The organism is Sphingomonas sp. (assembly GCF_029239295.1).
Classification (GTDB): domain Bacteria; phylum Pseudomonadota; class Alphaproteobacteria; order Sphingomonadales; family Sphingomonadaceae; genus Sphingomonas.
The window spans coordinates 64,291-90,871 of record NZ_JAQZBC010000005.1; the positions used below are offsets into that span (position 1 = coordinate 64,291).

General features: G+C 67.8%; 27 protein-coding genes and 2 tRNA genes. 17 read left to right on the top strand and 12 right to left on the bottom strand.

Annotation, left to right across the window (positions count from 1 at the left end; genetic code table 11):
- The first annotated feature begins 90 nt into the window (after positions 1 to 90).
- From K0S66_RS06280 to K0S66_RS06290, 3 genes are all read left to right on the top strand, one after another.
- Positions 91 to 166, top strand: a tRNA-Ala gene (locus K0S66_RS06280).
- Positions 167 to 312: 146 nt separating this feature from the next.
- A complete protein-coding gene (locus K0S66_RS06285; protein WP_301074419.1) occupies positions 313 to 1,071 on the top strand; it encodes an NUDIX domain-containing protein in 759 nt (252 codons plus the stop codon).
- Positions 1,071 to 1,823 (top strand): extensin family protein, encoded by a 753-nt coding sequence (locus K0S66_RS06290; protein WP_301074420.1) that lies wholly within the window; start codon positions 1,071 to 1,073, stop codon positions 1,821 to 1,823. The genes K0S66_RS06285 and K0S66_RS06290 overlap by 1 nt, the downstream gene beginning before the upstream one ends.
- Before the next feature lie 16 nt (positions 1,824 to 1,839).
- Here K0S66_RS06290 and K0S66_RS06295 read toward each other — a convergent pair whose 3' ends face one another.
- The 4 genes from K0S66_RS06295 to K0S66_RS06310 all read right to left on the bottom strand — a co-directional run bounded on the left by K0S66_RS06295 (position 1,840) and on the right by K0S66_RS06310 (position 4,485).
- A complete protein-coding gene (locus tag K0S66_RS06295) occupies positions 1,840 to 2,391 on the bottom strand; it encodes a hypothetical protein (RefSeq protein ID WP_301074661.1) in 552 nt (183 codons plus the stop codon).
- Between the two features lie 172 nt (positions 2,392 to 2,563).
- Complete coding sequence (locus K0S66_RS06300; RefSeq protein ID WP_366520786.1) at positions 2,564 to 2,785, bottom strand: hypothetical protein; 222 nt, start codon at positions 2,783 to 2,785, stop codon at positions 2,564 to 2,566.
- Between the two features lie 40 nt (positions 2,786 to 2,825).
- Positions 2,826 to 3,635, bottom strand: a complete 810-nt coding sequence (locus K0S66_RS06305) for a transglutaminase family protein (protein WP_301074422.1) — start codon at positions 3,633 to 3,635, stop codon at positions 2,826 to 2,828.
- Between the two features lie 103 nt (positions 3,636 to 3,738).
- A complete protein-coding gene (locus K0S66_RS06310; protein WP_301074423.1) occupies positions 3,739 to 4,485 on the bottom strand; it encodes a Bax inhibitor-1/YccA family protein in 747 nt (248 codons plus the stop codon).
- A gap of 132 nt (positions 4,486 to 4,617) precedes the next feature.
- On the opposite strand from K0S66_RS06310, the gene thpR reads away from it, so the two are divergent.
- From thpR to K0S66_RS06345, 7 genes are all read left to right on the top strand, one after another.
- Positions 4,618 to 5,160, top strand: coding sequence for an RNA 2',3'-cyclic phosphodiesterase (thpR, locus tag K0S66_RS06315; protein WP_301074425.1), 543 nt, complete (start codon positions 4,618 to 4,620; stop codon positions 5,158 to 5,160).
- Between the two features lie 55 nt (positions 5,161 to 5,215).
- The gene (locus tag K0S66_RS06320; protein ID WP_301074428.1) at positions 5,216 to 6,775 is read left to right on the top strand and encodes an MFS transporter; all 1,560 of its coding nucleotides are present in this window, start codon (positions 5,216 to 5,218) and stop codon (positions 6,773 to 6,775) included.
- Positions 6,772 to 7,506 (top strand): lysophospholipid acyltransferase family protein, encoded by a 735-nt coding sequence (locus tag K0S66_RS06325; protein ID WP_301074431.1) that lies wholly within the window; start codon positions 6,772 to 6,774, stop codon positions 7,504 to 7,506. The genes K0S66_RS06320 and K0S66_RS06325 overlap by 4 nt, the downstream gene beginning before the upstream one ends.
- Positions 7,507 to 7,516: 10 nt before the next feature.
- Positions 7,517 to 8,839, top strand: coding sequence for a tRNA (N6-isopentenyl adenosine(37)-C2)-methylthiotransferase MiaB (gene miaB, locus K0S66_RS06330; protein ID WP_301074433.1), 1,323 nt, complete (start codon positions 7,517 to 7,519; stop codon positions 8,837 to 8,839).
- Between the two features lie 124 nt (positions 8,840 to 8,963).
- Positions 8,964 to 9,986 carry a PhoH family protein gene (locus K0S66_RS06335; RefSeq protein ID WP_301074436.1) on the top strand — a complete coding sequence of 341 codons (1,023 nt, stop codon included), beginning with the start codon at positions 8,964 to 8,966 and terminating at the stop codon, positions 9,984 to 9,986.
- Positions 9,987 to 10,043: 57 nt separating this feature from the next.
- Positions 10,044 to 10,553 (top strand): rRNA maturation RNase YbeY, encoded by a 510-nt coding sequence (ybeY, locus tag K0S66_RS06340; RefSeq protein ID WP_301074439.1) that lies wholly within the window; start codon positions 10,044 to 10,046, stop codon positions 10,551 to 10,553.
- Positions 10,554 to 11,459, top strand: coding sequence for a hemolysin family protein (locus K0S66_RS06345; RefSeq protein ID WP_301074441.1), 906 nt, complete (start codon positions 10,554 to 10,556; stop codon positions 11,457 to 11,459).
- 104 nt (positions 11,460 to 11,563) lie between these two features.
- Here K0S66_RS06345 and K0S66_RS06350 read toward each other — a convergent pair whose 3' ends face one another.
- The 4 genes from K0S66_RS06350 to K0S66_RS06365 are packed head-to-tail and all read right to left on the bottom strand — an operon-like array spanning position 11,564 to position 15,937.
- Positions 11,564 to 11,845, bottom strand: a complete 282-nt coding sequence (locus K0S66_RS06350; RefSeq protein WP_301074443.1) for an ETC complex I subunit — start codon at positions 11,843 to 11,845, stop codon at positions 11,564 to 11,566.
- A 10-nt stretch (positions 11,846 to 11,855) separates the two neighbouring features.
- Positions 11,856 to 14,306, bottom strand: coding sequence for an ATP-dependent helicase HrpB (gene hrpB, locus K0S66_RS06355; RefSeq protein WP_301074444.1), 2,451 nt, complete (start codon positions 14,304 to 14,306; stop codon positions 11,856 to 11,858).
- Complete coding sequence (locus K0S66_RS06360) at positions 14,306 to 15,466, bottom strand: MBL fold metallo-hydrolase (protein ID WP_301074662.1); 1,161 nt, start codon at positions 15,464 to 15,466, stop codon at positions 14,306 to 14,308. The genes hrpB and K0S66_RS06360 overlap by 1 nt, the downstream gene beginning before the upstream one ends.
- Before the next feature lie 21 nt (positions 15,467 to 15,487).
- Positions 15,488 to 15,937, bottom strand: a complete 450-nt coding sequence (locus tag K0S66_RS06365) for a DUF2721 domain-containing protein (RefSeq protein WP_301074445.1) — start codon at positions 15,935 to 15,937, stop codon at positions 15,488 to 15,490.
- 78 nt (positions 15,938 to 16,015) lie between these two features.
- On the opposite strand from K0S66_RS06365, the gene K0S66_RS06370 reads away from it, so the two are divergent.
- Positions 16,016 to 17,095, top strand: coding sequence for a GNAT family N-acetyltransferase (locus K0S66_RS06370; protein ID WP_301074447.1), 1,080 nt, complete (start codon positions 16,016 to 16,018; stop codon positions 17,093 to 17,095).
- On the opposite strand, the gene K0S66_RS06375 is transcribed toward K0S66_RS06370, so the two are convergent.
- Positions 17,070 to 17,777 (bottom strand): TetR/AcrR family transcriptional regulator, encoded by a 708-nt coding sequence (locus tag K0S66_RS06375; protein WP_301074451.1) that lies wholly within the window; start codon positions 17,775 to 17,777, stop codon positions 17,070 to 17,072. The two genes, K0S66_RS06370 and K0S66_RS06375, sit on opposite strands and share 26 nt — an antisense overlap.
- A 99-nt stretch (positions 17,778 to 17,876) precedes the next feature.
- Between K0S66_RS06375 and K0S66_RS06380 the strand changes: the two genes are divergently transcribed.
- Positions 17,877 to 18,962, top strand: coding sequence for a phosphotransferase family protein (locus K0S66_RS06380; protein WP_301074453.1), 1,086 nt, complete (start codon positions 17,877 to 17,879; stop codon positions 18,960 to 18,962).
- 6 nt (positions 18,963 to 18,968) lie between these two features.
- On the opposite strand, the gene K0S66_RS06385 is transcribed toward K0S66_RS06380, so the two are convergent.
- On the bottom strand, positions 18,969 to 20,129 hold the full coding sequence (locus K0S66_RS06385; protein WP_301074454.1) for a serine hydrolase domain-containing protein: 1,161 nt from the start codon (positions 20,127 to 20,129) through the stop codon (positions 18,969 to 18,971).
- 125 nt (positions 20,130 to 20,254) lie between these two features.
- Between K0S66_RS06385 and K0S66_RS06390 the strand changes: the two genes are divergently transcribed.
- From K0S66_RS06390 to nusG, 5 genes are all read left to right on the top strand, one after another.
- Positions 20,255 to 21,166: a glutathione S-transferase family protein gene (locus K0S66_RS06390; protein WP_301074456.1), complete on the top strand. Its 912-nt coding sequence runs from the start codon at positions 20,255 to 20,257 to the stop codon at positions 21,164 to 21,166.
- A gap of 92 nt (positions 21,167 to 21,258) precedes the next feature.
- Positions 21,259 to 23,607 (top strand): EAL domain-containing protein, encoded by a 2,349-nt coding sequence (locus K0S66_RS06395; RefSeq protein ID WP_301074458.1) that lies wholly within the window; start codon positions 21,259 to 21,261, stop codon positions 23,605 to 23,607.
- A gap of 37 nt (positions 23,608 to 23,644) precedes the next feature.
- Positions 23,645 to 23,721 (top strand) — tRNA-Trp (locus K0S66_RS06400).
- A 224-nt stretch (positions 23,722 to 23,945) separates the two neighbouring features.
- The gene (gene secE / locus K0S66_RS06405) at positions 23,946 to 24,143 is read left to right on the top strand and encodes a preprotein translocase subunit SecE (RefSeq protein WP_301074459.1); all 198 of its coding nucleotides are present in this window, start codon (positions 23,946 to 23,948) and stop codon (positions 24,141 to 24,143) included.
- 22 nt (positions 24,144 to 24,165) lie between these two features.
- Positions 24,166 to 24,702: a transcription termination/antitermination protein NusG gene (gene nusG / locus K0S66_RS06410; protein WP_301074461.1), complete on the top strand. Its 537-nt coding sequence runs from the start codon at positions 24,166 to 24,168 to the stop codon at positions 24,700 to 24,702.
- 88 nt (positions 24,703 to 24,790) lie between these two features.
- Here nusG and K0S66_RS06415 read toward each other — a convergent pair whose 3' ends face one another.
- Positions 24,791 to 25,525: a CPBP family intramembrane glutamic endopeptidase gene (locus tag K0S66_RS06415; protein WP_301074463.1), complete on the bottom strand. Its 735-nt coding sequence runs from the start codon at positions 25,523 to 25,525 to the stop codon at positions 24,791 to 24,793.
- Between the two features lie 41 nt (positions 25,526 to 25,566).
- Entirely contained in the window at positions 25,567 to 26,538 is a 972-nt protein-coding gene (glpX, locus tag K0S66_RS06420; RefSeq protein WP_301074465.1) for a class II fructose-bisphosphatase, read from the bottom strand.
- Between the last annotated feature and the right edge of the window lie 43 nt (positions 26,539 to 26,581).

Consider the following 26,581-nt stretch of genomic DNA (forward strand, 5'->3'; position numbering starts at 1 on the left):
CGATGCACGCCGCTGATGGCCGGCGAGAAGCCGTTGCATCGTAATCGGGAGCGAGCTAATGGCGTCGCTCCGGCTACGCCGGAACCGGGCGGGGCCGTAGCTCAGATGGGAGAGCGCTGCAATCGCACTGCAGAGGTCAGGGGTTCGATTCCCCTCGGCTCCACCACCCACCTATGTGCGGCCATGAACGCCGATCGCGCCATACCGACGGCTCTCTCCAGTATCGCTTTCACGGATCATCGCGGCACCGGCGTGTCAATTCGTGCACCCTCGTGCGTGACTTTCTGGCGCAAGCATCGTTAAGTCGGTCGTATGAGTGACGATCTGCCAGAAGCGATTCCCGCCGCCACCCTGATCATCTTCCGCGAGGCCGCCGAAGGGCCGCCCGAATTGCTGATGGTCGAACGGGCCAAGGCGATGGTCTTCGCCGGCGGCGCCATGGTGTTCCCCGGCGGCCGGATCGATCCCGGCGATCACGCCATGGCGGCGCTTCATGGCGGCGGCGACGAAACCGCAGCACGCATCGCTGCGATCCGTGAAACGATCGAGGAAGCGGGCTTGCCGATCGGCCTGTCGTCGATCCCCAGTGCCGAAGCGTTGGTGCGGATGCGCACCGCACTGCATGCGGGCGATTCCTTTGCCGAAGCGCTTGCGGCGGTGGGTGCGACGCTCGATCTGTCGCAATTGGTGCCCTGGGCGCGCTGGCGCCCGGCCCATCGCAACATGCGCATCTTCGACACGCGATTCTACCTGGCGCAGCTGCCTGCCAATGCGCCCGTGGCCACTGTCGACAAGACGGAGAATGTCCGCCTGGTCTGGTCGACGGCGCAGCAGGTGCTGGACGATGCCGATGCAGGCAAGCTGGAGGTGATCTTCCCCACGAGGCGCAATCTGGAGCGACTGGCGCAGTTCACCAGCTTCGCCGATGCCGTGGCCCACGCCAACGACACGCCGATCCGCACCGTAACCCCTTGGTCGGAAACGCGCGCGGGTGAGGAGCATCTTTGCATCCCCGATGACGCTGGCTACCCCATCACCTCCGAGGTGATCGCGAGCGCGATGCGGGGTTGATGCGCAAGCGGGATCGCGCCGCCCGGCGGGTGCGGCGCATCGTTCGCCTGCTCGTCGCGCTGGCGCTGCTCTTCATTCTGGCACTCGTTGTTTATGGCTGGGCGCAGCGGCATCCGCAGGACACGCCCTGGGCGCCGCTCGACTTGGCGCATCCACCGGGGCTGTTCACCGGGCGAAAGCTGGTCGCGTTGAGCGAAGATTTCCCCCGCTGCCAGGCGCTGCTCGACCGCGCCGGCGTCGACTATACCGTTCTGCCGGAGCGGCGCGAGGGCGAGAATTGCGGCTATGACAATGGCCTGCGCTTCGCCAGCGACGAACCGCGCATCACGCCCTTCGCGCCCGCCAGCCTTGGCATTTCCTGCCCCGTCGCCGCCGCGCTGGCGCTGTGGCAGTGGGAGGTGGTGCAGCCCGCCGCCGAACGCCATTTGCGCATGCGAGTGACCCGGATCGAGCATCTCGGCAGCTACAATTGCCGGCGCCTTTATGGCCGAAGCAGTGGTGACTACAGCCAGCATGCGACCGCCAATGCCGTTGATATTGCTGGCTTCCGCCTCGCCGATGGCAGCCGGATCAGCGTGCTGGGTGATTGGAAAGATTCCGGCGCCAAGGCGGCATTCCTGCGCGACGTGCGTGATGGCGCGTGCAAGCTGTTCTCGACCGTCCTGTCACCGGATTATAACGCGGCCCACCGCGATCACTTCCACCTCGATCAGGCGAACCGTGGCGCGATGGGCTGGCGTTCATGCCGCTGACGCGCGGCGGCGCGGCTCAATATGGGAGCGCGGGGCTCTCCACCTTTTCGACCCAATATGGAAAAAACGCCGGCGGGCGCGCGGACCAGCCCGATGCCGTTGCGGCCGCTTCGCTGATCGATTGCAGCAGGTCGCGGCGCAATTCTGGGTTCAAATGGGGCAGCGCGGCCGCCGAACAGAAGGCACCGGGCAGCCACGGCCGTGCCGATGCGCCGATCAGCCGTTCGTAGAGGAACCGATACGCAGAAAAGCTGGTGATGCGCCCCTGCCCCAGATCAAAAGCGCTGAGCCCGATCAATGGCGCGAGGAACTGTTCGACCGCATCGATTCCGCTGTCCTGCGGGATCATCGATCGGATGTCGGGAAGGCGACGGTAATAGCGCGCCTGCGCCCGGATGCTCGCGGCCTCGACGATATCGCGCGACCAGCGGAACAGCGCGTCCTCACGGTCGAGACCGATGTCCAGGCTGCGACGAATGTAGCGCTGGGTGGCCGCCGGGAAGCCGGCGAACTCCTTCATTTCCGCCAGGGTCATTGCGCCTTCTGCCGGCCTCATCATCGCGCCCATCGCTCGCCACCCCGCCCGTGTGTTGGCGATCGGCGGGGCGGTCCCTTGCGGGTCCGCCACGCCGATCATGGAGCCGATACGACCATGCCCGATGTCGCACTGCAACAAGGGATGCGACGAACCGACATCGCCTTGTTACAGAATGACGGCAGGTGAGGCTTTGGCGCAACAATCAGGCGTCGCGCTGGCGTTCGGCTTCCTCATCATAACCCGACGACTTGGGCGCATCGCCGCTGCTGCCCGGCTGCGTGTTGGAAGGCGGGTCGGAGGCGTCCATCGATTCATCCAGGCCAGCGTCCAGCTGCGCGTCCTTGTTCTCCGGGTCCTTGTTCAAGCGCTCGGCAATTGATTCGTCGCGACCGGCATCCTGTGACGGTGGCTGCTGCGTGGGCATCGAACTCTCCTTCGTTACCCATCTTCAACGAACGATTTGTCTACCCTGTTCCTTGGTCCCCGCCGCCAGCATCATCGATCCGGCGCACACACACCGTTTGCCGCTGCAGCGTCGCCACGCCGAAGATCGTCATGAAGGCAATTTCGGTCGCGTCCAGCCCGACGCCGACCCGTACCAGATCGTCGCCGCTGGCCATTCCGGTCGCGTCGACCAGTCGCCATCCCCCGTCCAGCCACAGTTCGGCGACCGCGTGGAAATCGGGCGGATCGACGCCCGGCGCATAGGCGCCGACGCATCGAGCCGGGATCTCGCATGCGCGGGCCAGCGCCACCAGCAGATGGGCATAGTCGCGGCATACGCCACGCCGTTCGGCAAAGGTGGTCAGCGCGCTGCTGCGCCCGTTGCTGACGGCGTTGCTGTAGGTCATGTGGCCGCGCACCCAATCGACCAGCGCGGCTGCGAGCGCGCCGCCGCTCAGGCCGGCGAAGGTGTCGCGCACGAAATTCTCGAACCGATCGGATTCGATATAGCGGCTGGGAAGCAGGTATCGCACCGCCTCCGCCGGCAGCGCGCGCACCGGCGTTTCCGGCAGCGCCGCCAGATCGATCCGTGGCCGATAAATCGCGACGATCGCCTGATAGTCGACCACCAGCCGCTGGTCGCCGCGCGCCCAGCAACGCTGGCCGATCCCCTCTTCGCCGGGCAGCGCACGGATCGGGTGATCGGAATGGATGACAAGCGATTCGCGCTCGATCCACTGGTCGGCGGTGGCCGCAGCCTCGACCTGGAACAGGACGTCGGCGGGCTCGGGAAAGCCGTAATCCAGATGAACGTCGATCGACAGACGCATGGGGCCTTTCCCCCTCATCGGCCGGAGGGGTCGGAGCTGAAGGCAAAAGAAAAGGCCCGGCAGGTTTCCCCGCCGAGCCTCGGTCAGTCCGGATGGTGCTCGCTTATTCGCGGTTGCCCAGGAACGAGAGCAGGAACTGGAACATGTTGATGAAGTCGAGATAGAGCGACAGCGCGCCCATGATCACGGCCTTGCCCATCATGTCGGTGCCGGCAACGTGAGCGTACATCTCCTTGATGCGCTGCGTGTCATAGGCGGTCAGGCCAGCGAACAGCAGCACGCCGATCGCGCTGATGCCCATCTGCAGCGCAGAGCTCTGCATCCACAGGTTGAGCAGCGAGGCGACGATCAGGCCGACGACGCCCATGATCAGGAACGTGCCGAATGCCTGCAGGTTACGCTTCGTCGTGTAGCCGTAGATGCTAAGCGACAGGAACGCGACGGCCGTTGCGAAGAACGTCGTGGCGATCGAGGAGCCGGTGTAGACGAGGAAGATCGTCGACATCGACAGGCCCATGATGCCCGCGAACGCCCAGAACAGCAGCTGCGCGGCGCCGGTCGACAGGCGATTGATGCCAAAGCTCAGCACCATCACGAACGCCAGCGGCGAGAACATGATGATATATTTCAGCGGCCCGGGGGTCAGGAACACCGCCGCCGCAAGGCTTTCGCGCCCGCCGCTGGCGAACAGCAGCGCGACGATGCCGGTGAGCAGTACGCCCGAAGCCATGTAATTGTAGACCGACAGCATGTATTTGCGGAGACCCGCATCATATGTCGTTCCACGGGTGCCCGGTACGCTCGCGCCGAACGCGCTCGCGGTCGGACGGGGGTCGGACCAGTTGGCCATTTCGTATATGCTCCTTCGTCCGGCAAAAGGGCCGGATACCCACGGAATATTGCGCGCGGGGACGCAAAGTTCAAGTTTGGCGCGCTCCAGCAACAGTTCGTCACATGATTTATCGCCCAAGGGAGCCCGTTGATGCACCGCCTGTTCGTGGCGCTTCGCCCGCCGCCCGCCATTCGCGATGCGCTGATCGACACGATGGACGGGGTGTTGCCGGCGCGCTGGCAGGATGACGAGCAACTCCACCTTACGCTCCGCTTCATCGGCTCCGTTGATCGCCCGGTCGCGGAGGATGTGGCGCTCGCCTTGTCGACGCTCAGCGCCCCTGCCCCCACCGTGACGTTGTCGGGTGTCGGCCGCTTCGAGCAGCGCGGGCGCACGGGGGCGCTGTGGGCCGGGGTGGCGCCGCACGATGCGCTGGCGGCGATCCACCGCAAGGTCGACCAGGCGATGATCCGCGTCGGTCTGGAGCCGGAGCATCGCGCCTTCCTGCCGCATATCACGCTCGCGCGGCTCAGCCGCGGCGCGCAGGCGGAAATGGAAGTGGCTGCCTGGCTCGCGCGGCACGCCGCGTTGACCAGCGAGCGGTTCGCGTTCAGCCACCTGATCCTGTACGAAAGCCACCTCGGCCAAGCCGGCGCCAGCTATGAGCCAATCGCACGCTGGCCCCTCGCCTGATCGTCTGTTAGGCCCGGCGGCAACGATCGAAAAAACACCATGATACGGGGGCAGGATGCAGACCGACACGGACGGTGAATATCGCGCCAGTGGTTACGCCTGGTACGTCCTGGCCATCCTGTTCTTCGTGTACATCCTGAACTTTATCGACCGGCAGGTGATCTCGATCCTGGCGGAGGACATCAAGCGCGACCTGAACCTGCGCGACGAGGATCTCGGCTTCCTCTACGGCACCGCGTTCGGCGTGTTCTATGCGCTGTTCGGCATTCCGCTCGGCCGGCTGGCGGACAGCTGGCACCGTGTCCGGCTGATCAGCGTGGGCCTGGCATTGTGGTCGACGATGACCGCGCTCTCGGGCCTGTCGAAAAGCGGCACGCAGCTTGCCGTCGCACGGATCGGGGTGGGCATCGGCGAGGCGACGGCCAGCCCCTCGGCCTATTCGCTGATATCCGACTATTTTCCCAAGAAGCTGCGCGGCACCGCACTGTCGATCTATTCCGCGGGCATTTACGTCGGCGCCGGCATCTCGCTCTTCATCGGCGGGCTGATCGTGCAGAACTGGAATGCGGCCTATCCGAACGGCGGTCCGTTCGGGCTCGCCGGCTGGCAGGCCGCCTTCCTCGCGGTCGGCTTGCCCGGCCTCGTCTTCGCGGTGTGGATCGCGACCCTGCGTGAGCCGGTGCGCGGCCTTTCCGAAGGGTTGGCGCAGCCGCCGCATCCGGCACCCTTCCGCGAATTCTTCAACGAACTGATGTCGATCCTGCCGCCGTTCACCCTGATCGGCGCGGCCCGGCTGGGCACCCGCGCGCTCGTCACGAACCTGATCGGGCTGGCGGTGGTGGCAGCGGCGGTCATTGCGCTGATCAGCATCGGGGAGCCGCTGCCGCAATGGCTGGCGGTCGGCATCGGCTGCTATGCGGTCTTCTCCTGGGCGCTGGCGCTGCGCCACCGTGATCCGCCGACCTTTGCGCTGATCGTCGGCACGCCGGCATTCCTGTGCACGGTGGTTGCGTATGGCCTGAACGCCTTCCTCAGCTACGCCGCCGGTTTCTGGGCAGCGCCCTATGCGATGCGCGATCTGGGCATCACGCCGGCAGAGGCCGGGCTGATTCTGGGCGGGCTGGGCGCCGTGTCCGGTTTCCTCGGCGTGACCGCGGGAGGCATTCTGGGCGACCGGATGCGCGCCAAGCACCCGGGCGGGCGGCTGATCATGGTTGCGCTGGGCGCGGTGGTGCCGGCACCGTTCCTGGCGATCGCCTTCACCACCGATACGCCGATGGTGCTCTACGTCTGCCTGTTCCTGGGTCAGTTCACCGCCAGCTGGGGGCTGGGCAATTCAGCCGCCACCACGCAGGATCTGGTGCTGCCGCGGATGCGCGGGGCGGCGACTGCGACCTATTTCATCGGCACCACGCTACTCGGTCTGGCGCTCGGCCCGTATCTCGCAGGGCGTATCTCCTCGCTGACCGACAGCCTGTCGACCGGCATGCTCTCGCTCCTCGTCACCGTGCCGATCACGCTCGCCGCCGCGATCGCCGCCTTCCGTCTGGTGCCGGAGGCCGAACGCACGCGTGAGGCCCGCGCACGCGCCGCTGGTGAGCCCGACCTCGCTTGATCCACCTGACGGCAAGGCTGGCGGCGATCCTCGTCGCCTTGCTGGTGGCGCTGCCGATCCATCTGCTGTGGCGGCTGCTGCGCCTCCCTTCCCCCTGGCCGCGCTGGTTCCTGGGCGCGATGGGGTGGATCATCGGCGCGCGGCGGCAAACGACCGGCGTTCCGCTGAAACGCAACGTCGTCTTTGTCTCCAACCACTTGAGCTGGATGGACATCCCGATCCTCGCCGGGCGGACCGGAAGCGCTTTTGTCGCCAAGGCGGAGCTGCGCGCCGTCCCGCTGGTCGGCTGGCTGTGCACGCTCAACCGGACGATCTTCGTGCGGCGCGAGGATCGCATGGCCGTGACCGAGCAGATCGCGACGCTCCGCGCGGCGCTGTCCGAGGCGTGGGCGGTCACCGTTTTCCCGGAGGGAACGACCGGTGACGGGACGGAGCTGCTCCCGTTCAAGGCGCCGCTGCTCGCGGTGCTCGATCCGCCGCCGCCGGGCGTCCTCGTTCAGCCGGTGCGGATCGACTATGGCGACGCGACACGCGAACTGGCCTGGGTCGGCGATGAGCCCGGCACCGCGCATGCCGCACGGGTGCTGCGACGGCGCGGCAGCTTCACCGCTCGGCTGACCTTCTGCACGCCATTCGACCCGCGTGACTATCCGGGGCGCAAGGCAATCGCGGCGGAGGCGCGGGCGCGGATCGCGGCGGCCGGTGGCGTGGGGGCCGCAGCTTCGCTATAGGGCCGGCACCATGAAGCCCGCTCCCAAGACCTTCGCCGTCAAGTCCTTCGGCTGCCAGATGAACGTCTACGACGGCGAGCGCATGGCCGAACTGATGGCTGGCCAGGGCATGACCGCGGTCGATGCCACGGACGCCGATCTGGTCGTGCTCAACACCTGCCACATTCGCGAAAAAGCGACCGAACGGGTGTTTTCGGACATTGGCCACATCCGCAAGAATCGTCGCGTTAGGGGGGCCGAGGCGCCGATGATCGCGGTCGCCGGCTGCGTCGCCCAGGCCGAGGGCGCGGAGATCGTGCGCCGCGCAAAGGTGGATGTGGTGGTCGGCCCGCAGGCCTATCATAATTTGCCAAAGCTGGTGGCCGATGCCGCCGCTGGCCTGCCAACTGTCGATACCGACATGCCGGTGGAATCGAAGTTCGGCGTCCTTCCCGCGCGCCGCAAGGTCGGCCCAACGGCGTTCCTGACGGTGCAGGAGGGGTGCGACAAATTCTGCACCTATTGCGTCGTTCCCTACACCCGCGGGGCGGAGGTCAGCCGGCCGTTCGCCGCGATCGTTGATGAGGCGAAGGCGCTGGTCGATGCCGGCGCGCGCGAAATCACGCTGCTGGGGCAGAACGTCAACGCCTGGACCGACGCCGACGGGCGCGGGCTGCATGACCTGATCCGCACGATGGACCGGATCCCCGGCCTGTCGCGGATCCGCTATACCACCAGCCACCCCAACGACATGGCGCAGGGCCTGATCGACGCGCATCGCGACGTCGAAAGCCTGATGCCGTTCCTCCACCTGCCGGTGCAGGCGGGCAATGATCGCGTGCTGAAGGCGATGAACCGCAGCCACACGCGCGATTCCTACCTTCGCCTGCTCGACCGGGTCCGCGCCGTACGTCCGGACATCGCGCTGTCGGGCGACTTCATCGTCGGGTTCCCGGGGGAAACCGACGCCGAGTTCGCCGACACGCTGAGCCTGGTCGACGCGGTCGGCTATGCCCAGGCGTTCAGCTTCAAATACAGCCCGCGCCCCGGCACCCCGGCGGCCGATCTGTCGGGGCAAGTGCCCGAAGCGGTGATGGTCGATCGCCTTCAGCAGCTGCAGGCCTCGCTCAATCGCGATCAGCACGCCTTCAACGCCGCCAGCGTTGGCCGGCATTGCGACGTGCTGATTGAACGGCGTGGCAAGCTGCCCGGCCAGATGCTCGGGAAGTCGCCGTGGCTGCAATCCGTGCTGCTCACCGGCGATTATGCGATTGGCGATCTCGTCACCGTCACGCTGACGCAGGCCGGCCCCAATTCGCTGATCGCCGTTCCCCGGCTCGACCGCGCCGCCTGAGCGATCCTGCCGCGCGCGCCGGCCAAGCGGCTGGGCGATTGCGCGAAATCAGCACAAGGGGGGCTTACACTCGCCGGTCACCGCTGCCACATTGTGGTGACATGATCCGCTTCCAAGGAGCCCGATGAGCCGCAAGCCCGTAGCCGCCCAGCCGGGCGAGCGTAGCCGCGTCGAACTGACGTTCGATCGCCCCCAGCTGCTCAGCGCCCTGTTCGGTCAATATGATCGAAACCTGGTGATGCTGGAAAACCGGCTTGGCGTGTACATCACGGCGCGCGGCAACCGCGTCGGCCTGGAGGGTTCGGCCGAGCAGGTGGCGCTGGCGCGCGACGTGCTGAACGATCTTTATCATCGCATTCAGCGCGGCGAGGATGTCGATGGCGGCCTTGTCGACGCTGCCATTGCGATGGCGGCGGAGCCGACGCTGGATGGCATCTTCGCCGCCGACCGGGGCAGCGGCACCGGTGGCACCGGCGGCGGTGCGCCTCCCATCATGATCCGCACGCGCAAGAAGACCATCGTGCCGCGCACCTCCGCACAGGCGCACTACATGCGCGAGCTGGTGCACAATGACATGATCTTCGCACTCGGGCCGGCGGGCACGGGCAAGACCTACCTCGCCGTGGCGCAGGCGGTGGCGCAGCTCATCACCGGCAGCGTGCAGCGGCTGATCCTGTCACGCCCGGCGGTGGAGGCGGGCGAGCGGCTCGGCTTCCTCCCCGGCGACATGAAGGAGAAGGTCGATCCGTATCTCCGCCCGCTCTATGACGCGCTCTACGACTGCCTGCCCGCCGAGCAGGTGGAGCGGCGCATCGCCAGTGGCGAGATCGAGATCGCGCCGATCGCCTTCATGCGCGGCCGGACGCTCGCCGATGCCTTTGTCATCCTGGACGAGGCGCAGAACACCACGCCGGCGCAGATGAAGATGTTCCTCACCCGCTTCGGCCAGAACAGCCGCATGGTGGTGTGCGGCGATCCCAATCAGACCGACCTTCCCGGCGGTGTCGCCGCCAGCGGACTGGCCGACGCGACGATGCGGCTGGAGGGGGTGGAGGGCATCTCGCTCGTCCGCTTCAGCGCAGCGGACGTGGTGCGTCACCCTATCGTCGGCCGCATCGTCGAGGCATATGAAGGACGCGATGCCTGACGCATTGCGGATTTTGGGCCTGATCAAACGCGCCACTTTGCTCTACGGACGGCTTCGATGATCGAGATCGCCCTTTCGCACGAAGTCCCCTGGACGCAGGACCAGTGGGAGGCGCTCGCCCTCGCCGCGGTTCGCGCCGCGATCGGGGCGACCCCCTTTGGCACCATTCTGGATGCCCCGGCGACGGTGGAGGTCAGCATTCGCCTCACCACCAACGACGAGGTGCAGGAGCTTAATCATCAATATCGTGGCAAGGACAAGCCGACCAACGTCCTGTCCTTCCCGATGGTGCAGTCCGACCTCATCGACACCGTCAGCCAGAATTCGGACGACGGCGAGGTGTTGCTCGGCGACATCGTGCTCGCGCACGGCGTCTGCACCGCCGAAGCCGCCGAGCGGGGGATCAGCGTCGCGGACCATGCGACTCATCTGATCGTGCATGGCACCTTGCATCTGCTCGGCTATGATCACATCAACGACGATGAAGGGGACGCGATGGAAGCGATCGAGCGTGATGCGCTCGCCTCGCTCGGCATCGCCGATCCCTACATTATACGAGAGGACTAAGTGTCCGAGGACCGAAGTAGCGCCGGAAACGGCGAGCCTGGCGAAGGCAGTATCTGGCGCGGCCTGCGCACATTGATCTTTGGCGATTCCGAAGAGGCCACGCTCCGCGAAGTGCTCGAGGCGGCGATCAACCGCCACGAGGAAGAGCAGCGCCCGGAAACCAAGGGCGATCTGACCGCGCTGGAGCGGCAGATGGTGCGCAACCTGCTGCATTTCAGTGAGCGTGATGCGGGCGACGTCGGCGTCCCCCGCGCTGACATCATCGCCGTCGAAGAACGCACGCCGTTCGATGAGCTGATCCACGTCTTCGCCGACGCTGGCGTCAGCCGCCTGCCCGTCTATCGCGAGCGGCTGGATACCATCATCGGCATGGTCCACCTGAAGGACGTGTTCGCCATTCTGGCCGGTGACGGCCCGCGCCCGACGGAGATTACGGCACTGATCCGTCAGCCGCTGTATGTGCCGATGAGCCGTGGCGCGCTCGATCTGCTCGCCGACATGCGCCAGACGCGCGTCCACCTGGCCGTCGTGCTCGACGAATATTCCGGCACTGAGGGGCTGGTGACGATCGAGGATCTGATCGAGGAGATCGTCGGCGAGATCGAGGACGAGCATGACGAGGCGCCAGCCGCGCTGCTGGTGCCGACCGACGACGGCGCCTGGGATGCGGATGCCCGCGCCGAGCTGGAGGACATCGCCGCGCTGATCGACGACCGGTTCGACAAGGCCGATTTCGACGTCGACACGATCGGCGGCCTGACCGCGGCCCTCGCCGGGCGGGTGCCCGAACCGGGTGACTGCATCGATCACCCGAGCGGGTGGCGGATCGAGGTGCTCGACGCGGATGAGCGGCGCGTCAATCGCGTGCGGCTGCATCCGCCGCGCCCCCAGCCCGAGGAAGAGTGACCCGACGGCGCCCCGCCGGTCGCCTGCATCAGGCCGATCGGCGGGGTTGCCGTGCGTCCTTACCCGCTAGACGACGCCCTGGGGCGCCGCGTCGCGGGCGCTAATCAGCGGAAATTGTCGGCGTAGCTCTGCAGCTTCAGCGTCTTCTGCGGCGCCGGGATGACCGTATAGGCAAGCCCTTCGCGCTCGGCATATTCGACGGCCGCTTCCAGCGTCGGGAAGGACAGGTTCACCTGCTCGCGGGTGTCCGCGCCGCCGGCCCAGCCGGTCAACGGATCGGGGCGCTTGGGATCGTCGGACGGGATCTCGAGCTGCCACAGATTGGTGCGGTGCCTGCCCGATTGCATGGCGTTCTTCGGGCGCTGAAAGATACGGGCGGTCGACATGGCCCTGCCCTTACCGCGAACCGCGCGCTCTTGCATCGGCATTTTTCGTCCGCAGCGTCGCGGCCGCCGCGGCGGGATCGTCGGGCCACGGATGGCGCGGGTACCGGCCGCGCATTTCCTTGGCCACCGCGGCCCAGCTTCCCGCCCAGAAACCCGGCAGGTCGCGCGTCGTCTGGATCGGGCGGCCAGCGGGCGAGGTGAGCGACAGCACCAGCGGGACGCGCGCGGTCCCCACCGTCGGATGCTCGGCCAGCCCGAACAATGCCTGCACGCGCAGCTCGACGCGGGGGCCACCTTCCGCGCCATAGTCGATCGCATGGCTGCTGCCGGCGGGACTCGTGAAATGGGACGGCGCCATGCGATCGATGCGCTGCTGCTCGTCCCAGCTCAGCAGGCCGCACAGGCCATCGATCAACGCGCTCGGTGGGATCGCATCCAGCCGCCGCCGCCCGGCGACCAGCGGCGGCAGCCAGTCGTTCAGCCGGGCCAGCAGCGATTCGTCGTCGAACGGCAGCCCGGCATAGAGCGCGCGCTGGCGATACGCCGCCGCCCCTGCATGCCACGGCAGCAGCGCCAGCCCATGCGTCCGCACGCCTTCCACCAGCGCCGCCTCGATCTGGGCCGGATCGGCGCTGCTGTCGGGTCCGCTGCTCAGCCGAATCGCGCCCAGCCGCCGTTCGCGCAGCGGCCGGACACCGCCCGTCGCAGGGTCGAACTCGGCGAGGCGTCGCGTTTCGATGCGCTCACCAAACAGCGCCGCCACGGTCTCCTCGTCGATCGCCGCCGCCGACAGGATGCGCGCGCCAGCCGCCATGCCCTGCGTTTCCGCCACCGCCAGCCATGGCTCGCGCGCCAGCGACGATGTCGGGTCCAGCTTGAACCCGCGTCCGCCGACGGAGGCCCAGCGTTCGCCGCTGGCGTCGCGCCGCCGCGCCACGCGGTCGGGAAAGGCGAGCGCGATCGCCACCGCCACGCCGTTGCCCGACGCCGGCGGCGCGCTGGTGGCCGCCGGCATCGATCGCGCCCAACGCTCGGCCAGCTTGCGCGCCGCCTGCGCCTTGGGCGATCGATCGCCCCGCCAACGCCGCAGCCGAAGCTCCAGATCGGGGTCATTGCCCCCCAGCCCGCGCTCGCCCAGCAGCACCGCGACCTCCGCCGCTACGCCGCCCAGCCCCATCTCACCCGCGCGCACCAGCATGTGCGCCAGTCGCGGCGGCATCGGCAGCGCGGCGATCGCGCGGCCATGCGCGGTCGGCCGGCCGTCGTCATCGATTGCGTCCAGCGCACGCAGCCGCGCGCGCGCCTCGCTGACCGCCGCATCGGGGGGCGGGTCGATCCACGACAGGTCGCGCGGATCGGCGACGCCCCAGATCGCGCTGGCCAGCACCAGCGCCGACAGGTCCGCCTCCATGATCTCGGGCGGGTCGAAACGCGGCAGCCCGGCGGTCGCGGCTTCCTCCCACAGGCGATAGGCGACGCCCGGCCCCTGCCGCGCTGCGCGACCGGCGCGCTGATTCGCCGAAGCCTGGCTCGCGCGTTCGGTCACCAGCCGGGTCATCCCCGCCGCGCGGTCGTAACGCGGCCGCCGCGCCAGCCCGGAATCCACCACGATGCGAATGCCGTCGAGCGTCAGGCTGGTTTCCGCGATCGACGTCGCCAGCACCAGCTTGCGCCGCCCGTCGGGCTCGGCGCGGATCGCGGCGCGCTGCGCGGCGGGATCGAGGCTGCCGTGCAGCCGATGCAGCGCGACGCCGGGCAGACCTTCCAGCCGCTCCGCCGTCCGCTCGATCTCCGCCACCCCCGGCAGGAAGGCGAGCACCCCGCCTTCCGCCTCGCTCAGCGCGTGCCGCACTGCCGATGCCACCGCATCCTCGATCCGGTCGTGCGTCCGCCCGATGTGCCGCAATGTCAGCGGCCAGCTTCGCCCTTCGCTCTCGATCACCGGCGCGCCGCCCATCAACGCGGCGAAGCGCGCCCCGTCGAGCGTCGCCGACATCGCCACCAGCCGCAGGTCCTCGCGCAGCCCGGCTTGCGCATCGAGCGCCAGCGCCAGCCCGAAATCGCCATCCAGACTGCGCTCATGCACTTCGTCGAACAGCACGGCGGACACGCCGGCCAGCTCAGGATCGCGCTGGATTCGGGCGGTGAAAATACCCTCGGTCACCACCGTGACGCGGGTCTTCGCCGATCTTTTGGTGTCGAGCCGCGTCGAATAGCCGAACGTCTGCCCCACCGGCTCGCCCGCGAGCGCCGCCATCCGCTCCGCCGCCGCGCGCGCCGCCAGCCGCCGTGGCGACAGCAACAGCACCTCGCCGGTGCACCAATCCTCCGCCAGCAGCGCCGGCGCGACCGCCGTCGTCTTCCCCGCCCCTGGCGGCGCGACGAGCACCGCGCCGGATCGGTCGCGCAGCACGTCCAGAAGGTCGGGCAGGACGGCGTGGATCGGCAGGTCGTCGGCCATCAGGGCAGCGCCGTCACCTCGGGCGATCGCAGCGCCGCATCGATCAGCGCCTCGTCCGGCCGGCGCGTCGGCGGCGTGTAGGCCGGTACCTCGACCGGCGCGCCCACCGTCACCGCGGCAAAGCGCGCCGGATCGCCACCGGTCTGCCGCAGGATTGCGTCCAGCATCCGGGGCGGCGTCTCGCGCCCCTCATAGCTCAAACGAAACGTGCCCCAGTGGATCGGAATCGCATACGCCGCGCCCAGCCGGTCGAACACGCGCACGGCATCGGCCGGGCCGATATGGCTGCCGGTCCCCATCTGCCCCGGTACGAAGCGGAACGCGCCGATCGGGATCAGCGCCAGCCGCACCGGGCCATGCACCGCTGCCTCGCGCGGCCATTGGCCGTCACCAAAGCCGGTGTCACCGGCGAAAAACAGATTGCCGCCCGGCAGCTTGACGACGAACGAGGACCAGAGCGCCCGGTTGCGATCGCTGAACCATCGGCTACCCCAATGGTGATTGCGCGAAACAGCCACTGCGACGCCCGGCTTCACCGTGATCGACTGCCCCCAGTCGAGCGCGGCGGCCGGCACGCCCGCCTGGCCGATCACGCTGTCATTGCCGAGGCTGGTGACGATCCGCGGCCGGTCACGCTGCCACAGCCGCGCCAGCGTCGCCTTGTCGAGATGGTCGTAGTGATTGTGGCTAACCAGCACGAGGTCGATCTTCGGCAGATCCTCGAACCGCACGCCGGGCGCAGTCACCCGGGTGGGGCCGAAGCCGAACGGCCCGGCGCGATCCGACCAGATCGGGTCGGTGAGGATGTTCAGCCCCTGCGTCTGCACCAGCACGCTGGCGTGCCCGATCCAGGTGACCCGCATCCGATCGCCCTCGACGCGCGGCAGCGGCTTGTCCTGCGTCACCGGCACCTGCGTCGGCCAGGCGGGTCGCCCGTCGCCGCCGGTCAGGTATCGCCAGAAGAATCCACCGCGGCTGCCACCGGTCGGCGGCCGAACGGTATCGGCATCTCCGTCGGGATTGAAGAACCGCGCGCCATCGAAATGGCCGCTTGCCGGCCCCTCATAATAGATCCGGTCCAGGAACCGCGGCACGATGGTGATCGCCAGCAGTCCGCCGATCACCAGGAACAGAACGCCCGTCCCCACCGCCTTCAAAATCGTCCTCAACGCGTCAGCTCCTCAGCGCAGCAATTCGTCTGGCACCCGTATCGCGCGAACGGACATGTGAACTTCGACCATGAACAGAACCAGGCTGGCGATCAGCAGAACCATCGCCAGAATGAAACACACCGCCAGATACTGGCCGATGTGCAGTCCGGCCAGCACCGCGACGAACAACAGCGCGACGACCAGGCAGGTCATCACTGCGGATGATACGGCCAGGAACAGCGCGTGGTTGATGTTGTTCATCCGCCGCGCCAGCAGCCGCAATTCCATCACATGGCGGTCATGCTCCGGGCCGCTGCTGCGCGGGTGAAGCACCTGCAGGCTGCGCGACCGGTCGACCACGCGTGACAATCGCCCGGCCAGCACGTTCAGCAAGGCGCCGATCCCGGCCAGCATGAACACGGGGCTCACGGACAATTGGATGGTCTGTGCGATGGTGAGAACTTCGGGCGAATAGGGCATCGCTGTTGATCTGGCCTGTTCGCGCCAGCGCAACAAGCAGCAATGGCTTGGTAACTTCGATCAGGATAGGGCGCGGCAATGACCAGCCATGTCTCGCGTGCTCGAATCGACCGTGCGCCGGAGCCGTGGCATGTCCGCGTGGCGGAGGGGCTGCCCTCCGCGATCGACCATGTTGCCGCCGCGGCTCCCGCCAGCCACGCCTTTCTGCGACGCGCGTGGTTCGCCGCCGCGGTGGACACCTACGGCGGCCCGGTGCGGACGATCGTGGTGGAGGCGGGCGGGATGCCCGTCATTGCGTTGCCACTGCGCACGGTGGGGCCGCGCGTGGCCCGGCTCGCCGCGGTGCCGGGCAGCTTCTGGCCCTTCCGCAGCTTCCCGGCGGCGGCCGATCTCGCGCCCTCTGCGCTCGACGCACTGCTCGACGCACTGGCACGCGAGGTACGCGTGCTGCGCATCGGCCCCGTCTACGATGGCGACCCGGCGGCATCGCCGCTGATCGACGCGGCGCGCGCACGCGGCTGGAAAGTGATCGATCGCACCATCGCCACCAGCTTCCTGCTCGACATGGCCGCCGCCCAGGCGGAGGGGATCTGGCCGCGCAATTCGACGCTGCGCAAGAACCGCTTCCACGAAAAGCATCTGGCGGAACATGGCGCGCTCAACTGGTCGTTCCTGACCGGTGCAGATTGGCCCGCCTCGTTCGATGATCTGGCGGCGATCGAATGGACCAGCTGGATCAACAGCCGCACCGACGGGCGCGACGCCAAATTCACCCGGTCGGGTCATGGCGCCTTCTGGCGCGCCGCCGCGGCCGATCCGGTGCTGGCGGGCATGTTTCGCGCCGCGCTGCTGACGGTGAACGGCCGCCCGGCGGCCTTCTCCTTCGATCTCGATGCCGACGAGCTGAAATATGCCATCGCCAACAGCTATGATCCCGCCTTCGGCAAGCATTCGCCGGGCAAGCTGCTCTATTATCGCAACCTCGTGGACGCGTTGGCTCGCGGCATCGCGCGGGTGGATTGGGGCGCGGGGGACAGCGGGTACAAGCGGACGATCGGCGCCGCCGCCGGCCCGCTCATCCGCGATTTCCTGTTGATCCGCCCCGGCGCATCCGCCGCACTGGCGCCGCTGGTCAGGCTGGCGTGGCAGCGACGCTAGCGCTGGCGGCAACGGCGGGATCGTCGGTCCGCGCCGGCCCGATCAGGATCGCCTCCACCGCATCGATCATCCCGTCCAGCGCCACCGGCTCACCCCAATAGGGGTGGTCCGGCCCGGCGCCCGCATCGCGCGCCGCCTCGCGCCCGGCCAGCAACGTGCGCAGCGACAGGCCGGCGAACAGCAGCCGCTGGTTGACCAGGGCATGCGGCAGGTGCGCCAGCAGCCGATGGAAATGCGCCAGGCAGCGCACATAGCCCTCGGAATGTTCGCCGCCTGCCCATTCGTCGAACATCTGCCGCCGCTCGGTCTGCATGCTGGTCATGAAACGGAAGTAGGTTTCGCCCTCCCCCGTCTCGCCATGCAATTCGGCATTGGGCACGACCAGCGCGCGCACCACGTCGCGCAGGCTCAACTCACCCTTCGCCTCCGCCTCGTCCAGCATGGTCATGCGCAGGTGATCGATCAGGTCGGCACCCTCGACCACCAGTTCGCGCAGCAGATCGTCCTTGCTGCCGAAATAATAATGGACGGCAGCGGCGTTGCGCTGGCCGGCCGCCTCCACGATCTCGCGCATGCCCACCGCGGCAATGCCGCGCTCGGCGAACAGGCGGCGTGCCGCGCGCTTCAGTTCGTTACGGGTGGAGCCGCCGCGGCCGGCGGATGGGGGACGCACCAGGTTCATGCGGCAGGACCATCGGCCAAGCGCGCCCGCGGTTCAAGTCACATGGCTTAGATTGACGCGCCCGGGCACCCCGGCCATGGTAATGCGACCGACTTAACAATGGCGGAGCGGGAGAGAATGGCGGCACTGGCGCATGACCGTGAGGCGTGGGCGGAACTCATCGATCTCGACGTGCTTGCGCGCTGGATGGACCGCCAGGGGCTCGGCGACGGCCCGATCACCGGCGCCCAGACGCTGGGCGGCGGCACCCAGAATATCCTGCTGCGCTTCGATCGCGCCGGCCGCACCTATGTCCTGCGCCGCCCGCCGCGCCGCCCACGCCCTGAAAGCGACGAGGTGATGCGTCGCGAGATGAAGGTGCTCGCCGCGCTGGCCGGGTCGGACGTGCCGCACCCCGGCTTCATCGCCGGTGAGGGCGATCCCGCCGTGCTGGGCACCGCCTTCTACCTCATGGAGCCGATCGACGGCTTCAACGCCACCGTCGGCCTGCCCGCCTTCCATGCCGAAAGCGCCGACGTGCGCCGCCAGATGGGCGAGGCGATCGTCGACGGCGCGGTGGCACTGTCGCGGATCGACCCGCATGAGGCGGGGCTGGACGATCTGGGCAAGCTCGACGGCTGGCTCGAACGGCAGGTGCCGCGCTGGCGCGCGCAGCTGGAGGGTTATGCCAAGTTCGACGGCTGGACCGGGCTGGAGGCGCTGCCCGATGTCGATGCGATCTGCGCCTGGCTGGAGGCAAACCGCCCGACGACGATGCAGCCGGGGCTGATCCACGGCGATTATCACCTGTCGAACGTCATGTACCGGCCGGATTCGCCCGCGCTCGCCGCGATCGTCGACTGGGAACTCGCCAGCCGCGGCGATCCCTTGCTCGACCTCGGGTGGTTGACCGCCACCTGGCGCGACCCTGACGAAAACAGCCCGCGGCTGTCGGTCACGCCGTGGGACGGCTTTCCCTCGCTCGCCGAGATCGCCGACCGTTATCTCGCCGCCACCGGCCGCACCGCCGCCGAGGCGCGCTGGTACACCGTGCTCGCCCCCTTCAAGCTTGGCGCGATCCTCGAGGGAAGCCATGCCCGCGCCTGCGCCGGTCTGACGCCCAAGCCGATCGGCGACGCGCTCCATGGGCACACCATCTCGCTGTTCGACCGCGCGCTGCGGCGGATCGACAAGCCGCTGCTGTAGCGCACGCTATTCGCTCCGCGCCAGCTTCTCCTCGGTGCGGGTCAGCGCCGATCGCACGCCGGGCTCGGGCGACACATTGGTGGCGAAATAGGCGACGCCCGTGCCGGCTGCCCGATCGACCCACAGGCCCGATCGCAGGCCATAGGCCTCCCCCGCGTGGCCGATCCGTGCCCGCGCATCGCCCACCGGATCATCGCGGCAGGCCGGCAGCGGCGTCGCGGTAAAGCTCACCGCCAAGCCATAGCGGCAGTTGAACCCACCCGCCCGCACGCCGCTTTCGGCCTCCTCATTCTGCACGCCATTGCTGCCGTCAAAGGTCCATTCGGGCGTCGTCAGCACGCGCATCGATGCCGGCGACAATAGCCGCACGCCGTCCACCGCCCCGTCGCTCAGCAGCAGCCGGCCGATCGTCGCCAGACCCCGCATCGAAATACGCAGCCCGCCCTGCGGCGAGAACAAGGCGCCGTTACGCCCCGCCTGCCAGGTGGTTAGGTCGCAGCTCCCGTCCTTCGCCGGCGTCACCGGGCAGCCGGCGATGAACGCCTGCTCGTCGAGCACCGGCTTTCCCGCCTCATACAGCACCACCGCCCGCGCCTTCGCGTCGGTGCTGCACGTCGCCCAGTTGAAACACGCATCCAGCTTCAGCGGCGCCAGCACCAGCCGCTGCATCAGCCGGTCGAACCGCTCGCCGGTGGCACGCTCCATCACGCTCGCCACCACCGGAAAGTTGAGGTTGGTGTAGCGGAAGAACTGCCCCGGCGCATGCTGGCCGTCCCACGCCTTCGGATCGGCGACCGCCCCCTCGACCCCCTCGTCCAGCGCGATCAGATAACCGGCATTGTCGGTCAGGCTGGAACGGTGCGACAGCAGCAGGCGTAGCGTGATCGGCACGTCGGGAAAGCGCGGGTTGCGCAGCCGCCACCCCAGCAGGTGCGATACGTCGGCATCTAGGTTCAGCACCCCCTGCTCCACCAGCCGCATCACCCCGATTGCGGTCACCAGCTTGGAGATGGAGGCGATCCGCACCGGATCGTCCGCCGTGACCGCCCGGCCGGTCGTGGCATCGGCAACCCCGCGCTGGTCGATCGCGCTCACCTGCGCGGTGTCGAACGCCACCCGCACGCTCGCCATCGGTTCACTCGCAGCAGCCAGCATCATCAGCAGCATCGGCCCTTCTCCCCCCTCTACCTTCGCGCCCGCTTCCGCGACAGAAAACGATCGACTTAATTGTGCACAACGGTAATCCTGCCGCTCATGCTGCCACACACGAGCAGCAACCGGAGAGGACCGCCATGACCATCCTGCTGCATCAGTATGACAGCTCGCCCTTTTCCGAAAAGGTGCGTGTGTGCCTGGGGATCAAGCAACTCGCCTGGACCGCGGTTGATCAGCCGGTGATCATGCCGAAACCCGATCTGCTCGCGCTCACCGGCGCTTATCGCCGCATTCCGGTGATGCAGATCGGCGCGGACATTTACTGCGACAGCGTGCTGATCGTGCCCGAGCTGGAACGCCGCTATCCAACGCCGTCGCTGTTCCCGGCCGGCAATCCCGGGCTGGATCAGGCGCTGGCGCAATGGACCGACCGCTCGTTCTTCCAGGCCGCGGTGGGCGTTATCTTCGGTGGTCTTGGCGACAAGGTCGATCCGGCCTTTCGCGCCGACCGCGAGAAATTGAGCGGCGCGCCGTTCAACCCCGAGGCGATGGCCGCCGCCGTCCCCTATATGGCTGCGCAGCTGCGCAGTCATGCCGCCTTGATCAGCGAGCAGCTCGCCGACGGTCGCGCCTTCGTGGCAGGCGACCGACCGGGGCTCGCCGACGCCAATGCCTTCTACAATCTGTGGTTCGTGCGCTCCTTTCATGCGCCCGCGGCAGAGGCGTTCCTCGACCTGCCGTTCCTGTCTCCTTGGTACGATCGAGTCGTGGCGATCGGGCACGGCGATCGACGCATCGGCAGCCGGGAGGACGCGCTTGAGACCGCCCGCACCTCGACGCCGGCACCAGTCAGCGTCGATCCGGCGGACCGGGCGATGGCGGGCAAGGACGTGACGGTCTCCGCCACGGACTACGGGCGCGATCCGGTTGCCGGGCGACTCGTCGGCTCGTCCCCGCATCACTGGTCGATCGCGCGGGAGGACGATCGTGTCGGGTCGGTCGTCGTCCACCTGCCGCGTCTCGGCTTTGCACTGACCACCACCAGCTGAATCTTGCGCCGCAGCGCCAGTGAATGGCGGAAAGATGCGGAACGGCCGCGTCGGCAACGATAAATAAACCCTGACGGCGTAACCGGGGTGCCGTGAAGATCCCGCTCACCCCCGGTTATCCCTCCGTGTCGCTATGGCAGCTGCTGGGGATTCGGGAGGGGCAGGACCCTGCCTTGTGGAGCCGCCTGCGCGCTACCCAGCTGTTCGTGGGGCGGCGACTCGCGCTGTTTCTGCTCGCCGCGAATCTGTCGGGCGCCGTCGCGGTCACCATCCTGTTCGATCATGGCGTGCCGCATTGGTGGATCGCGACCTGGTTCGTCGGGCTGGTCGTCGTCGCCACGCTGGTGACGCTTCGCCGCCTAAACACCGGGCATCTGGCGGAGGGCAACGCCTCCTTGCAGGAGCTGCGCGACACCGCGCTCGAGGGGCTGGGGCTGGCCGCGATCTGGAGCTTCCCGCCGCTCGTCTTTGCCGCAACTGCGCCCGCCGCGACGTTCGATTTGTGGATGATCCTGTCAGTGCTGATGACGGCCGCCGCGTTCGCGACGGCACCGCTCGTCCTCGCTGCGCTCACCTTCATCGGCGGGGTGGCGGCCGCCGCCATGCTGTTGTTGCTGCTCCAGCAGGCAGTCATGCCGGCGCTCGCCACGATGATCTTCGCCGTGCTGCTGATCGCCGCCTGTATTACCCGTGCCCGGTTCCACGTGATGCTGCGCGCGATCGAACTGAACCTGTCCGAAAGCAATGAGACCGTCAGCCTGCTGCTCGGCGAGTTCGAGGACGCCCGCGCCGACTGGCTGTGGGAAACCGATGCGCAGCGCCGGCTCTGCCGGGTCAGCGCCCGCGTTGCCCAGGCGCTCGGCCATACCCCCGACCAGCTGGAAGGCGTGTCGCTGCTCAAGGCGCTCGCCAGGCCCAGCTGGGAAACCGGCGATTTCGCGCCCGGCCTCCGGCTGCTCGCCGACAAGCTGAAGCGGCGCGAGCCATTCCGCGATCTCGTGCTGCCGGTGGTGGTCGGCGACACGCAGCATTGGTGGGAAATCACCGCCAGCCCGCGCTTCGATGAAACGGGCCGCTTCGTCGGCTTTCGCGGCGTCGGCTCGGACGTGACCGAGCAGCGCGCCTCGGCCGACAAGATCAATCGTCTTGCGCGCTTCGACGCACTGACCGGCCTACCCAACCGTCTGTACGTCAACGAGGCGCTGGGTCGCGCGCTGGCCGACGCCGAACGCTGGGGCGGCCGCGCGGCATTCATGATGATCGATCTCGATCGGTTCAAGGCGGTCAATGACACGCTCGGCCACCCGATCGGCGACCGCTTGCTCGGCCGCGTCGCCGAACGGCTGGGCCAACTGATCAACGACAATGAACTGATCGGCCGGCTCGGCGGGGACGAGTTCGCGGTGGTGGTCAATGACGCCAGCGATCCCAAGCGGGTCGAATCGCTTGCGCGCACGATCATCGACACCCTGTCGCAACCCTATGAGGTTGATCAGCACACGCTCTACATCGGCGCGTCAGTCGGCGTCGCCACCTCGCCGCGCGACGGGCGCACCGCCGAAACGCTGATTCGCTCGGCCGATCTGGCGCTGTACCGGTCGAAGGACGCCGGCGGCGGCGTCTTCCACGCCTATGAGCCGCAGCTGCACGTCGATGCGGAGGAGCGCCGCGTACTCGAGATCGCGCTGCGCAAGGCGCTCGATCGCGGCGAGTTGCAGCTCGATTACCAGCCCGTCGTCGACGCCACGACCGAGCGGCTGGCGGGGTTCGAAGCGCTGCTGCGCTGGCACAATCCCGAATTCGGCACGATCTCGCCCGCCAAGTTCATCCCTATCGCGGAGGAAACGCAGCTCATCGGCCCGATCGGCGAATGGGTCGTGCGCACCGCCTGCGAGGAGGCTGCCAAATGGCCCGAGGACGTGCGCATCGCGATCAACGTGTCGCCCGAACAGCTGCACAATCCCAATTTCGTCGCCGTCGTCGCCCGCGCGCTCGCCAGCACGAAGCTGGCGCCTCACCGGCTTGAGCTTGAGGTCACCGAAAGCGTCTTCATGCGCGAGGGTACCGGCGCGGTGAAGGTATTGGACCGGATTCTGGAGCTGGGGGTCCGGCTCAGCCTGGACGATTTCGGCACCGGCTATTCCTCGCTCGGCTATCTGTCGCGCACCCGCTTTTCGTCGATCAAGATCGACCGCAGCTTCGTCACCGCGGCGGCGAAGGGCGTGCCGGAGGCGCTGGCGATCATCCGCGCGGTGGTGGCACTCGCCGGCAGCCTGGGCATGGCGACCACGGCCGAGGGCGTCGAAACGTCCGACGAACTGACGCTGATCCGTGCGCTCGGCTGCTCGAAGATCCAGGGCTTCTACTTCGGGCGGCCGCTGCCGGTGGTCGAGGCACGCGCGCTCGCGGACCGCACGAAGCCCGCCTTTCGTGCCGCTTGAACAGTCGCGCGCGGGTCGCTAAGGGCCGTGTCGCTGCAGGGGTGTAGCTCAGCTGGTTAGAGCGTCGGTCTCCAAAACCGAAGGCCCTCGGTTCGAATCCGAGCTCCCCTGCCAAGCATCCCGTCCGGCCCCATGACCGGCGCGTTGCTTTCCCGCGCGCCCCGCTGGACATCGCTTTCCCCTACTATGCCCTGCGCCCTTGCTCTTGCCGGCGCGCATCGCTATTTCGCTGGACGCATCCGACAGCGCGGACGGCTTTTTCACCGTTTCCCTCCAGGGAAGCGGTAGAAGGCTTATGCCCCGTTTTCGGTATCGAACGATTTTAAAGGCTAAGGCACGTGGCGAAGACGTCCCCGATCGAATTCATCAACCAGGTTCGCGCCGAGACCAAGAAGGTCGTCTGGCCGAGCCGGCGCGAAACGATCATGACCGGCGTCATGGTGATGATCATGACGACGATCCTGGCGCTCTTCTTCCTTGGCGTCGACACGGTCTTCAACGCGATCGTCAACGCCCTGCTCAGCCTGGCCAAGTAAGAAAAAAGGACGCGCCCGCAACATGCCACGCTGGTACATCATCCACGCTTATTCGGGCTTCGAGGGCAAGGTTCGCGACTCGATCATGGCCGAGGCGACCCGTATGGGCCTCGAGCAGCTCGTTGAGCGCATCGAAGTGCCGACCGAGACGGTGCAGGAAGCGCGTCGCGGCAAGAAGGTTCAGGTCGAACGCAAGTTCATGCCGGGCTATGTGCTCGCCAAGCTCGAGATGACCGATCAGGTCTATCACCTCGTCAAGAACACCCCGAAGGTCACCGGCTTCCTGGGCTCGTCGGGCAAGCCGCAGGCAGTGAGCGAGGCGGAAGCCGCCCGCATGCTGAACAGCAAGGAAGAGGCCGCCGCCGCGCCGAAGACCAAGATCAAGGTCGATTTCGAGATCGGCGATTCGGTCAAGGTGCTCGACGGTCCGTTCGCCAGCTTCAACGGCACGGTCGAGGAGCTCGATTTCGACAAGGCCAAGGTCAAGGTGTCGGTGTCGATCTTCGGTCGCGCCACCCCGGTCGAACTCGACTTCGAACAGGTCGAGCGCAGCAAGTAATCGCAAGGTCCGCCTTCCCCCTGCCCATGCGGCAGGCGGGAAGGCGCCTTTCGCAGCGCCGGTCACTACCGCGCTGCCCGCGCTTCCTTCATCGTTCGCTTGCCCGCCCGAAGCGGCGCTCCAGCCATGGCCGAACGATCAGCGCATTCACGTCGACCACCGCGTGCAGCAGCATCGCTGCCCATAACAGCCCGGTCGACAGGTACAGCCATCCCAGGCCCGCACCGACCAGGCTGACCGCGATCATCCCGCCGCGCCCCTGATACAGATGCGCCAGCGTGAACAGCATCCAGCCTGTGACGCAGCCCAGCGCCGCACTGCCGGTGACGATGGCGGCCAGCAGCGGCACGGTCAGGCGAAAGAACAATTCCTCGGCGATCCCGGCGGTCGCCGCCAGCACGAAGGCAGCGCCGGTCTCGCGGCGCGTCCGGGCGATCGCTGGCGAGCGGTAGGTGGGGCCGATCACACGCCACCGGCGCCATAGCGATACCGCCAGCAACCCCGCACCCAGCATGAAGCCGCCGCCGATCGCCAGCGCTGTCTCGCGCAATGCCGCGCCGCCAAGGGGAAGAATGCCAAAGGCGCCGTGAAGCTCGGGCGGCAGCACGGCCACCGCATCGATCCGGCCGATCAGCGCCAGCGCGACCAGCGAGGTCGCGCCATACATGCCGCCGATGCCCGCGGCCCAGCCGATCGACGCGCGGGGCCGCGACAGGGAGTCGCCGCGCACCGCACGCGCAATTCGCGCGGCGATGCTGCGCCGGCTCCGTACGCCATGGACGATCAGCGCGATCGCCGCCGCCAGCAGTACCGCTGCCAGCATCAGCGCGCCCGGTTCACCGTAGCCCGGTCACGCGCGCCGCATCAGCGGTCGAGCCGGTGCTCACCCTTCACCCAGCGCACCGTGCCGGACGAGGCGCGCATCACCACGCTCTCGGTGGTCATGATCTTGCCCTTGCGCTTCACGCCTTCCAGCAGCGATCCGTCGGTCACCCCGGTCGCCGCGAAGATGCAGTCGCCCTTGGCCAGTTCCTTCAGGTCGTATTGCTTGTCGAGGTCGGTGATGCCCCATTTGCGGGCACGCGCGCGCTCGTCCTCGTTGCGGAACAGCAGCCGGCCCTTGAACTGGCCACCGACGCAGCGCAGCGCGGCGCAGGCCAGCACGCCTTCCGGCGCCCCGCCCGATCCCATGTACATGTCGATCGTCGTGTCGGGATCGGTCGTGGCGATCACGCCGGCAACGTCACCGTCGCCGATCAGCACCACGCCGCAGCCGATCGAGCGCAGCTCGGCGATCATCTTCTCGTGGCGCGGGCGATCCAGCACGCACACGATGATCTCGTTGGGCTGCAATCCCTTGGCCGCGGCGACTGCCTTCACATTCTCGGTCGGCGACTTGTCCAGGTCGATCACGCCCTCGGGCAGACCCGGGCCGACCGCCAGCTTTTCCATGTACACGTCGGGCGCGTTGAGCAGGCAGCCTTCCTCGCCGATCGCCAGCACCGCCAGGCTGTTGGGGCCACCCTTGGCGCAGATCGTGGTTCCTTCCAGCGGATCGAGCGCAATGTCGATCCGCGGGCCGGTGCCCTGCGCCGCGCCGACCTTCTCACCGATGTACAGCATCGGCGCCTCGTCGCGCTCGCCCTCACCGATCACCACCGTGCCGTCGATGTCGAGCGTGTTCAGCGCCTCGCGCATCTTCTCGACGGCGGCCGCGTCGGCCGCCTTTTCGTCGCCGCGCCCGATCAGGGTAGAGGCACCAATTGCCGCTGCCTCCGTCACGCGCACCATTTCAAGCACTAGAACGCGGTCGAGCACCTTGCTGGCTGTCGGCATTCAATCCCCCAAAAAATCGTTGTTTCGCCGACGCGATAGGCAT

Bases quoted from the DNA above. Each gene is read 5' to 3' on its own strand.
- K0S66_RS06285 (WP_301074419.1), top strand. From the start codon at position 313: ATGAGTGACGATCTGCCAGAAGCGATTCCCGCCGCCACCCTGATCATC.
- K0S66_RS06290 (WP_301074420.1), top strand. From the start codon at position 1,071: ATGCGCAAGCGGGATCGCGCCGCCCGGCGGGTGCGGCGCATCGTTCGC.
- K0S66_RS06295 (WP_301074661.1), bottom strand. From the start codon at position 2,391: ATGGGCGCGATGATGAGGCCGGCAGAAGGCGCAATGACCCTGGCGGAA.
- K0S66_RS06300 (WP_366520786.1), bottom strand. From the start codon at position 2,785: ATGCCCACGCAGCAGCCACCGTCACAGGATGCCGGTCGCGACGAATCA.
- K0S66_RS06305 (WP_301074422.1), bottom strand. From the start codon at position 3,635: ATGCGTCTGTCGATCGACGTTCATCTGGATTACGGCTTTCCCGAGCCC.
- K0S66_RS06310 (WP_301074423.1), bottom strand. From the start codon at position 4,485: ATGGCCAACTGGTCCGACCCCCGTCCGACCGCGAGCGCGTTCGGCGCG.
- thpR (WP_301074425.1), top strand. From the start codon at position 4,618: ATGCACCGCCTGTTCGTGGCGCTTCGCCCGCCGCCCGCCATTCGCGAT.
- K0S66_RS06320 (WP_301074428.1), top strand. From the start codon at position 5,216: ATGCAGACCGACACGGACGGTGAATATCGCGCCAGTGGTTACGCCTGG.
- miaB (WP_301074433.1), top strand. From the start codon at position 7,517: ATGAAGCCCGCTCCCAAGACCTTCGCCGTCAAGTCCTTCGGCTGCCAG.
- K0S66_RS06335 (WP_301074436.1), top strand. From the start codon at position 8,964: ATGAGCCGCAAGCCCGTAGCCGCCCAGCCGGGCGAGCGTAGCCGCGTC.
- ybeY (WP_301074439.1), top strand. From the start codon at position 10,044: ATGATCGAGATCGCCCTTTCGCACGAAGTCCCCTGGACGCAGGACCAG.
- K0S66_RS06350 (WP_301074443.1), bottom strand. From the start codon at position 11,845: ATGTCGACCGCCCGTATCTTTCAGCGCCCGAAGAACGCCATGCAATCG.
- hrpB (WP_301074444.1), bottom strand. From the start codon at position 14,306: ATGGCCGACGACCTGCCGATCCACGCCGTCCTGCCCGACCTTCTGGAC.
- K0S66_RS06365 (WP_301074445.1), bottom strand. From the start codon at position 15,937: ATGCCCTATTCGCCCGAAGTTCTCACCATCGCACAGACCATCCAATTG.
- K0S66_RS06370 (WP_301074447.1), top strand. From the start codon at position 16,016: ATGACCAGCCATGTCTCGCGTGCTCGAATCGACCGTGCGCCGGAGCCG.
- K0S66_RS06375 (WP_301074451.1), bottom strand. From the start codon at position 17,777: ATGAACCTGGTGCGTCCCCCATCCGCCGGCCGCGGCGGCTCCACCCGT.
- K0S66_RS06380 (WP_301074453.1), top strand. From the start codon at position 17,877: ATGGCGGAGCGGGAGAGAATGGCGGCACTGGCGCATGACCGTGAGGCG.
- K0S66_RS06385 (WP_301074454.1), bottom strand. From the start codon at position 20,129: ATGCTGCTGATGATGCTGGCTGCTGCGAGTGAACCGATGGCGAGCGTG.
- K0S66_RS06390 (WP_301074456.1), top strand. From the start codon at position 20,255: ATGACCATCCTGCTGCATCAGTATGACAGCTCGCCCTTTTCCGAAAAG.
- nusG (WP_301074461.1), top strand. From the start codon at position 24,166: ATGCCACGCTGGTACATCATCCACGCTTATTCGGGCTTCGAGGGCAAG.
- K0S66_RS06415 (WP_301074463.1), bottom strand. From the start codon at position 25,525: ATGCTGGCAGCGGTACTGCTGGCGGCGGCGATCGCGCTGATCGTCCAT.
- glpX (WP_301074465.1), bottom strand. From the start codon at position 26,538: ATGCCGACAGCCAGCAAGGTGCTCGACCGCGTTCTAGTGCTTGAAATG.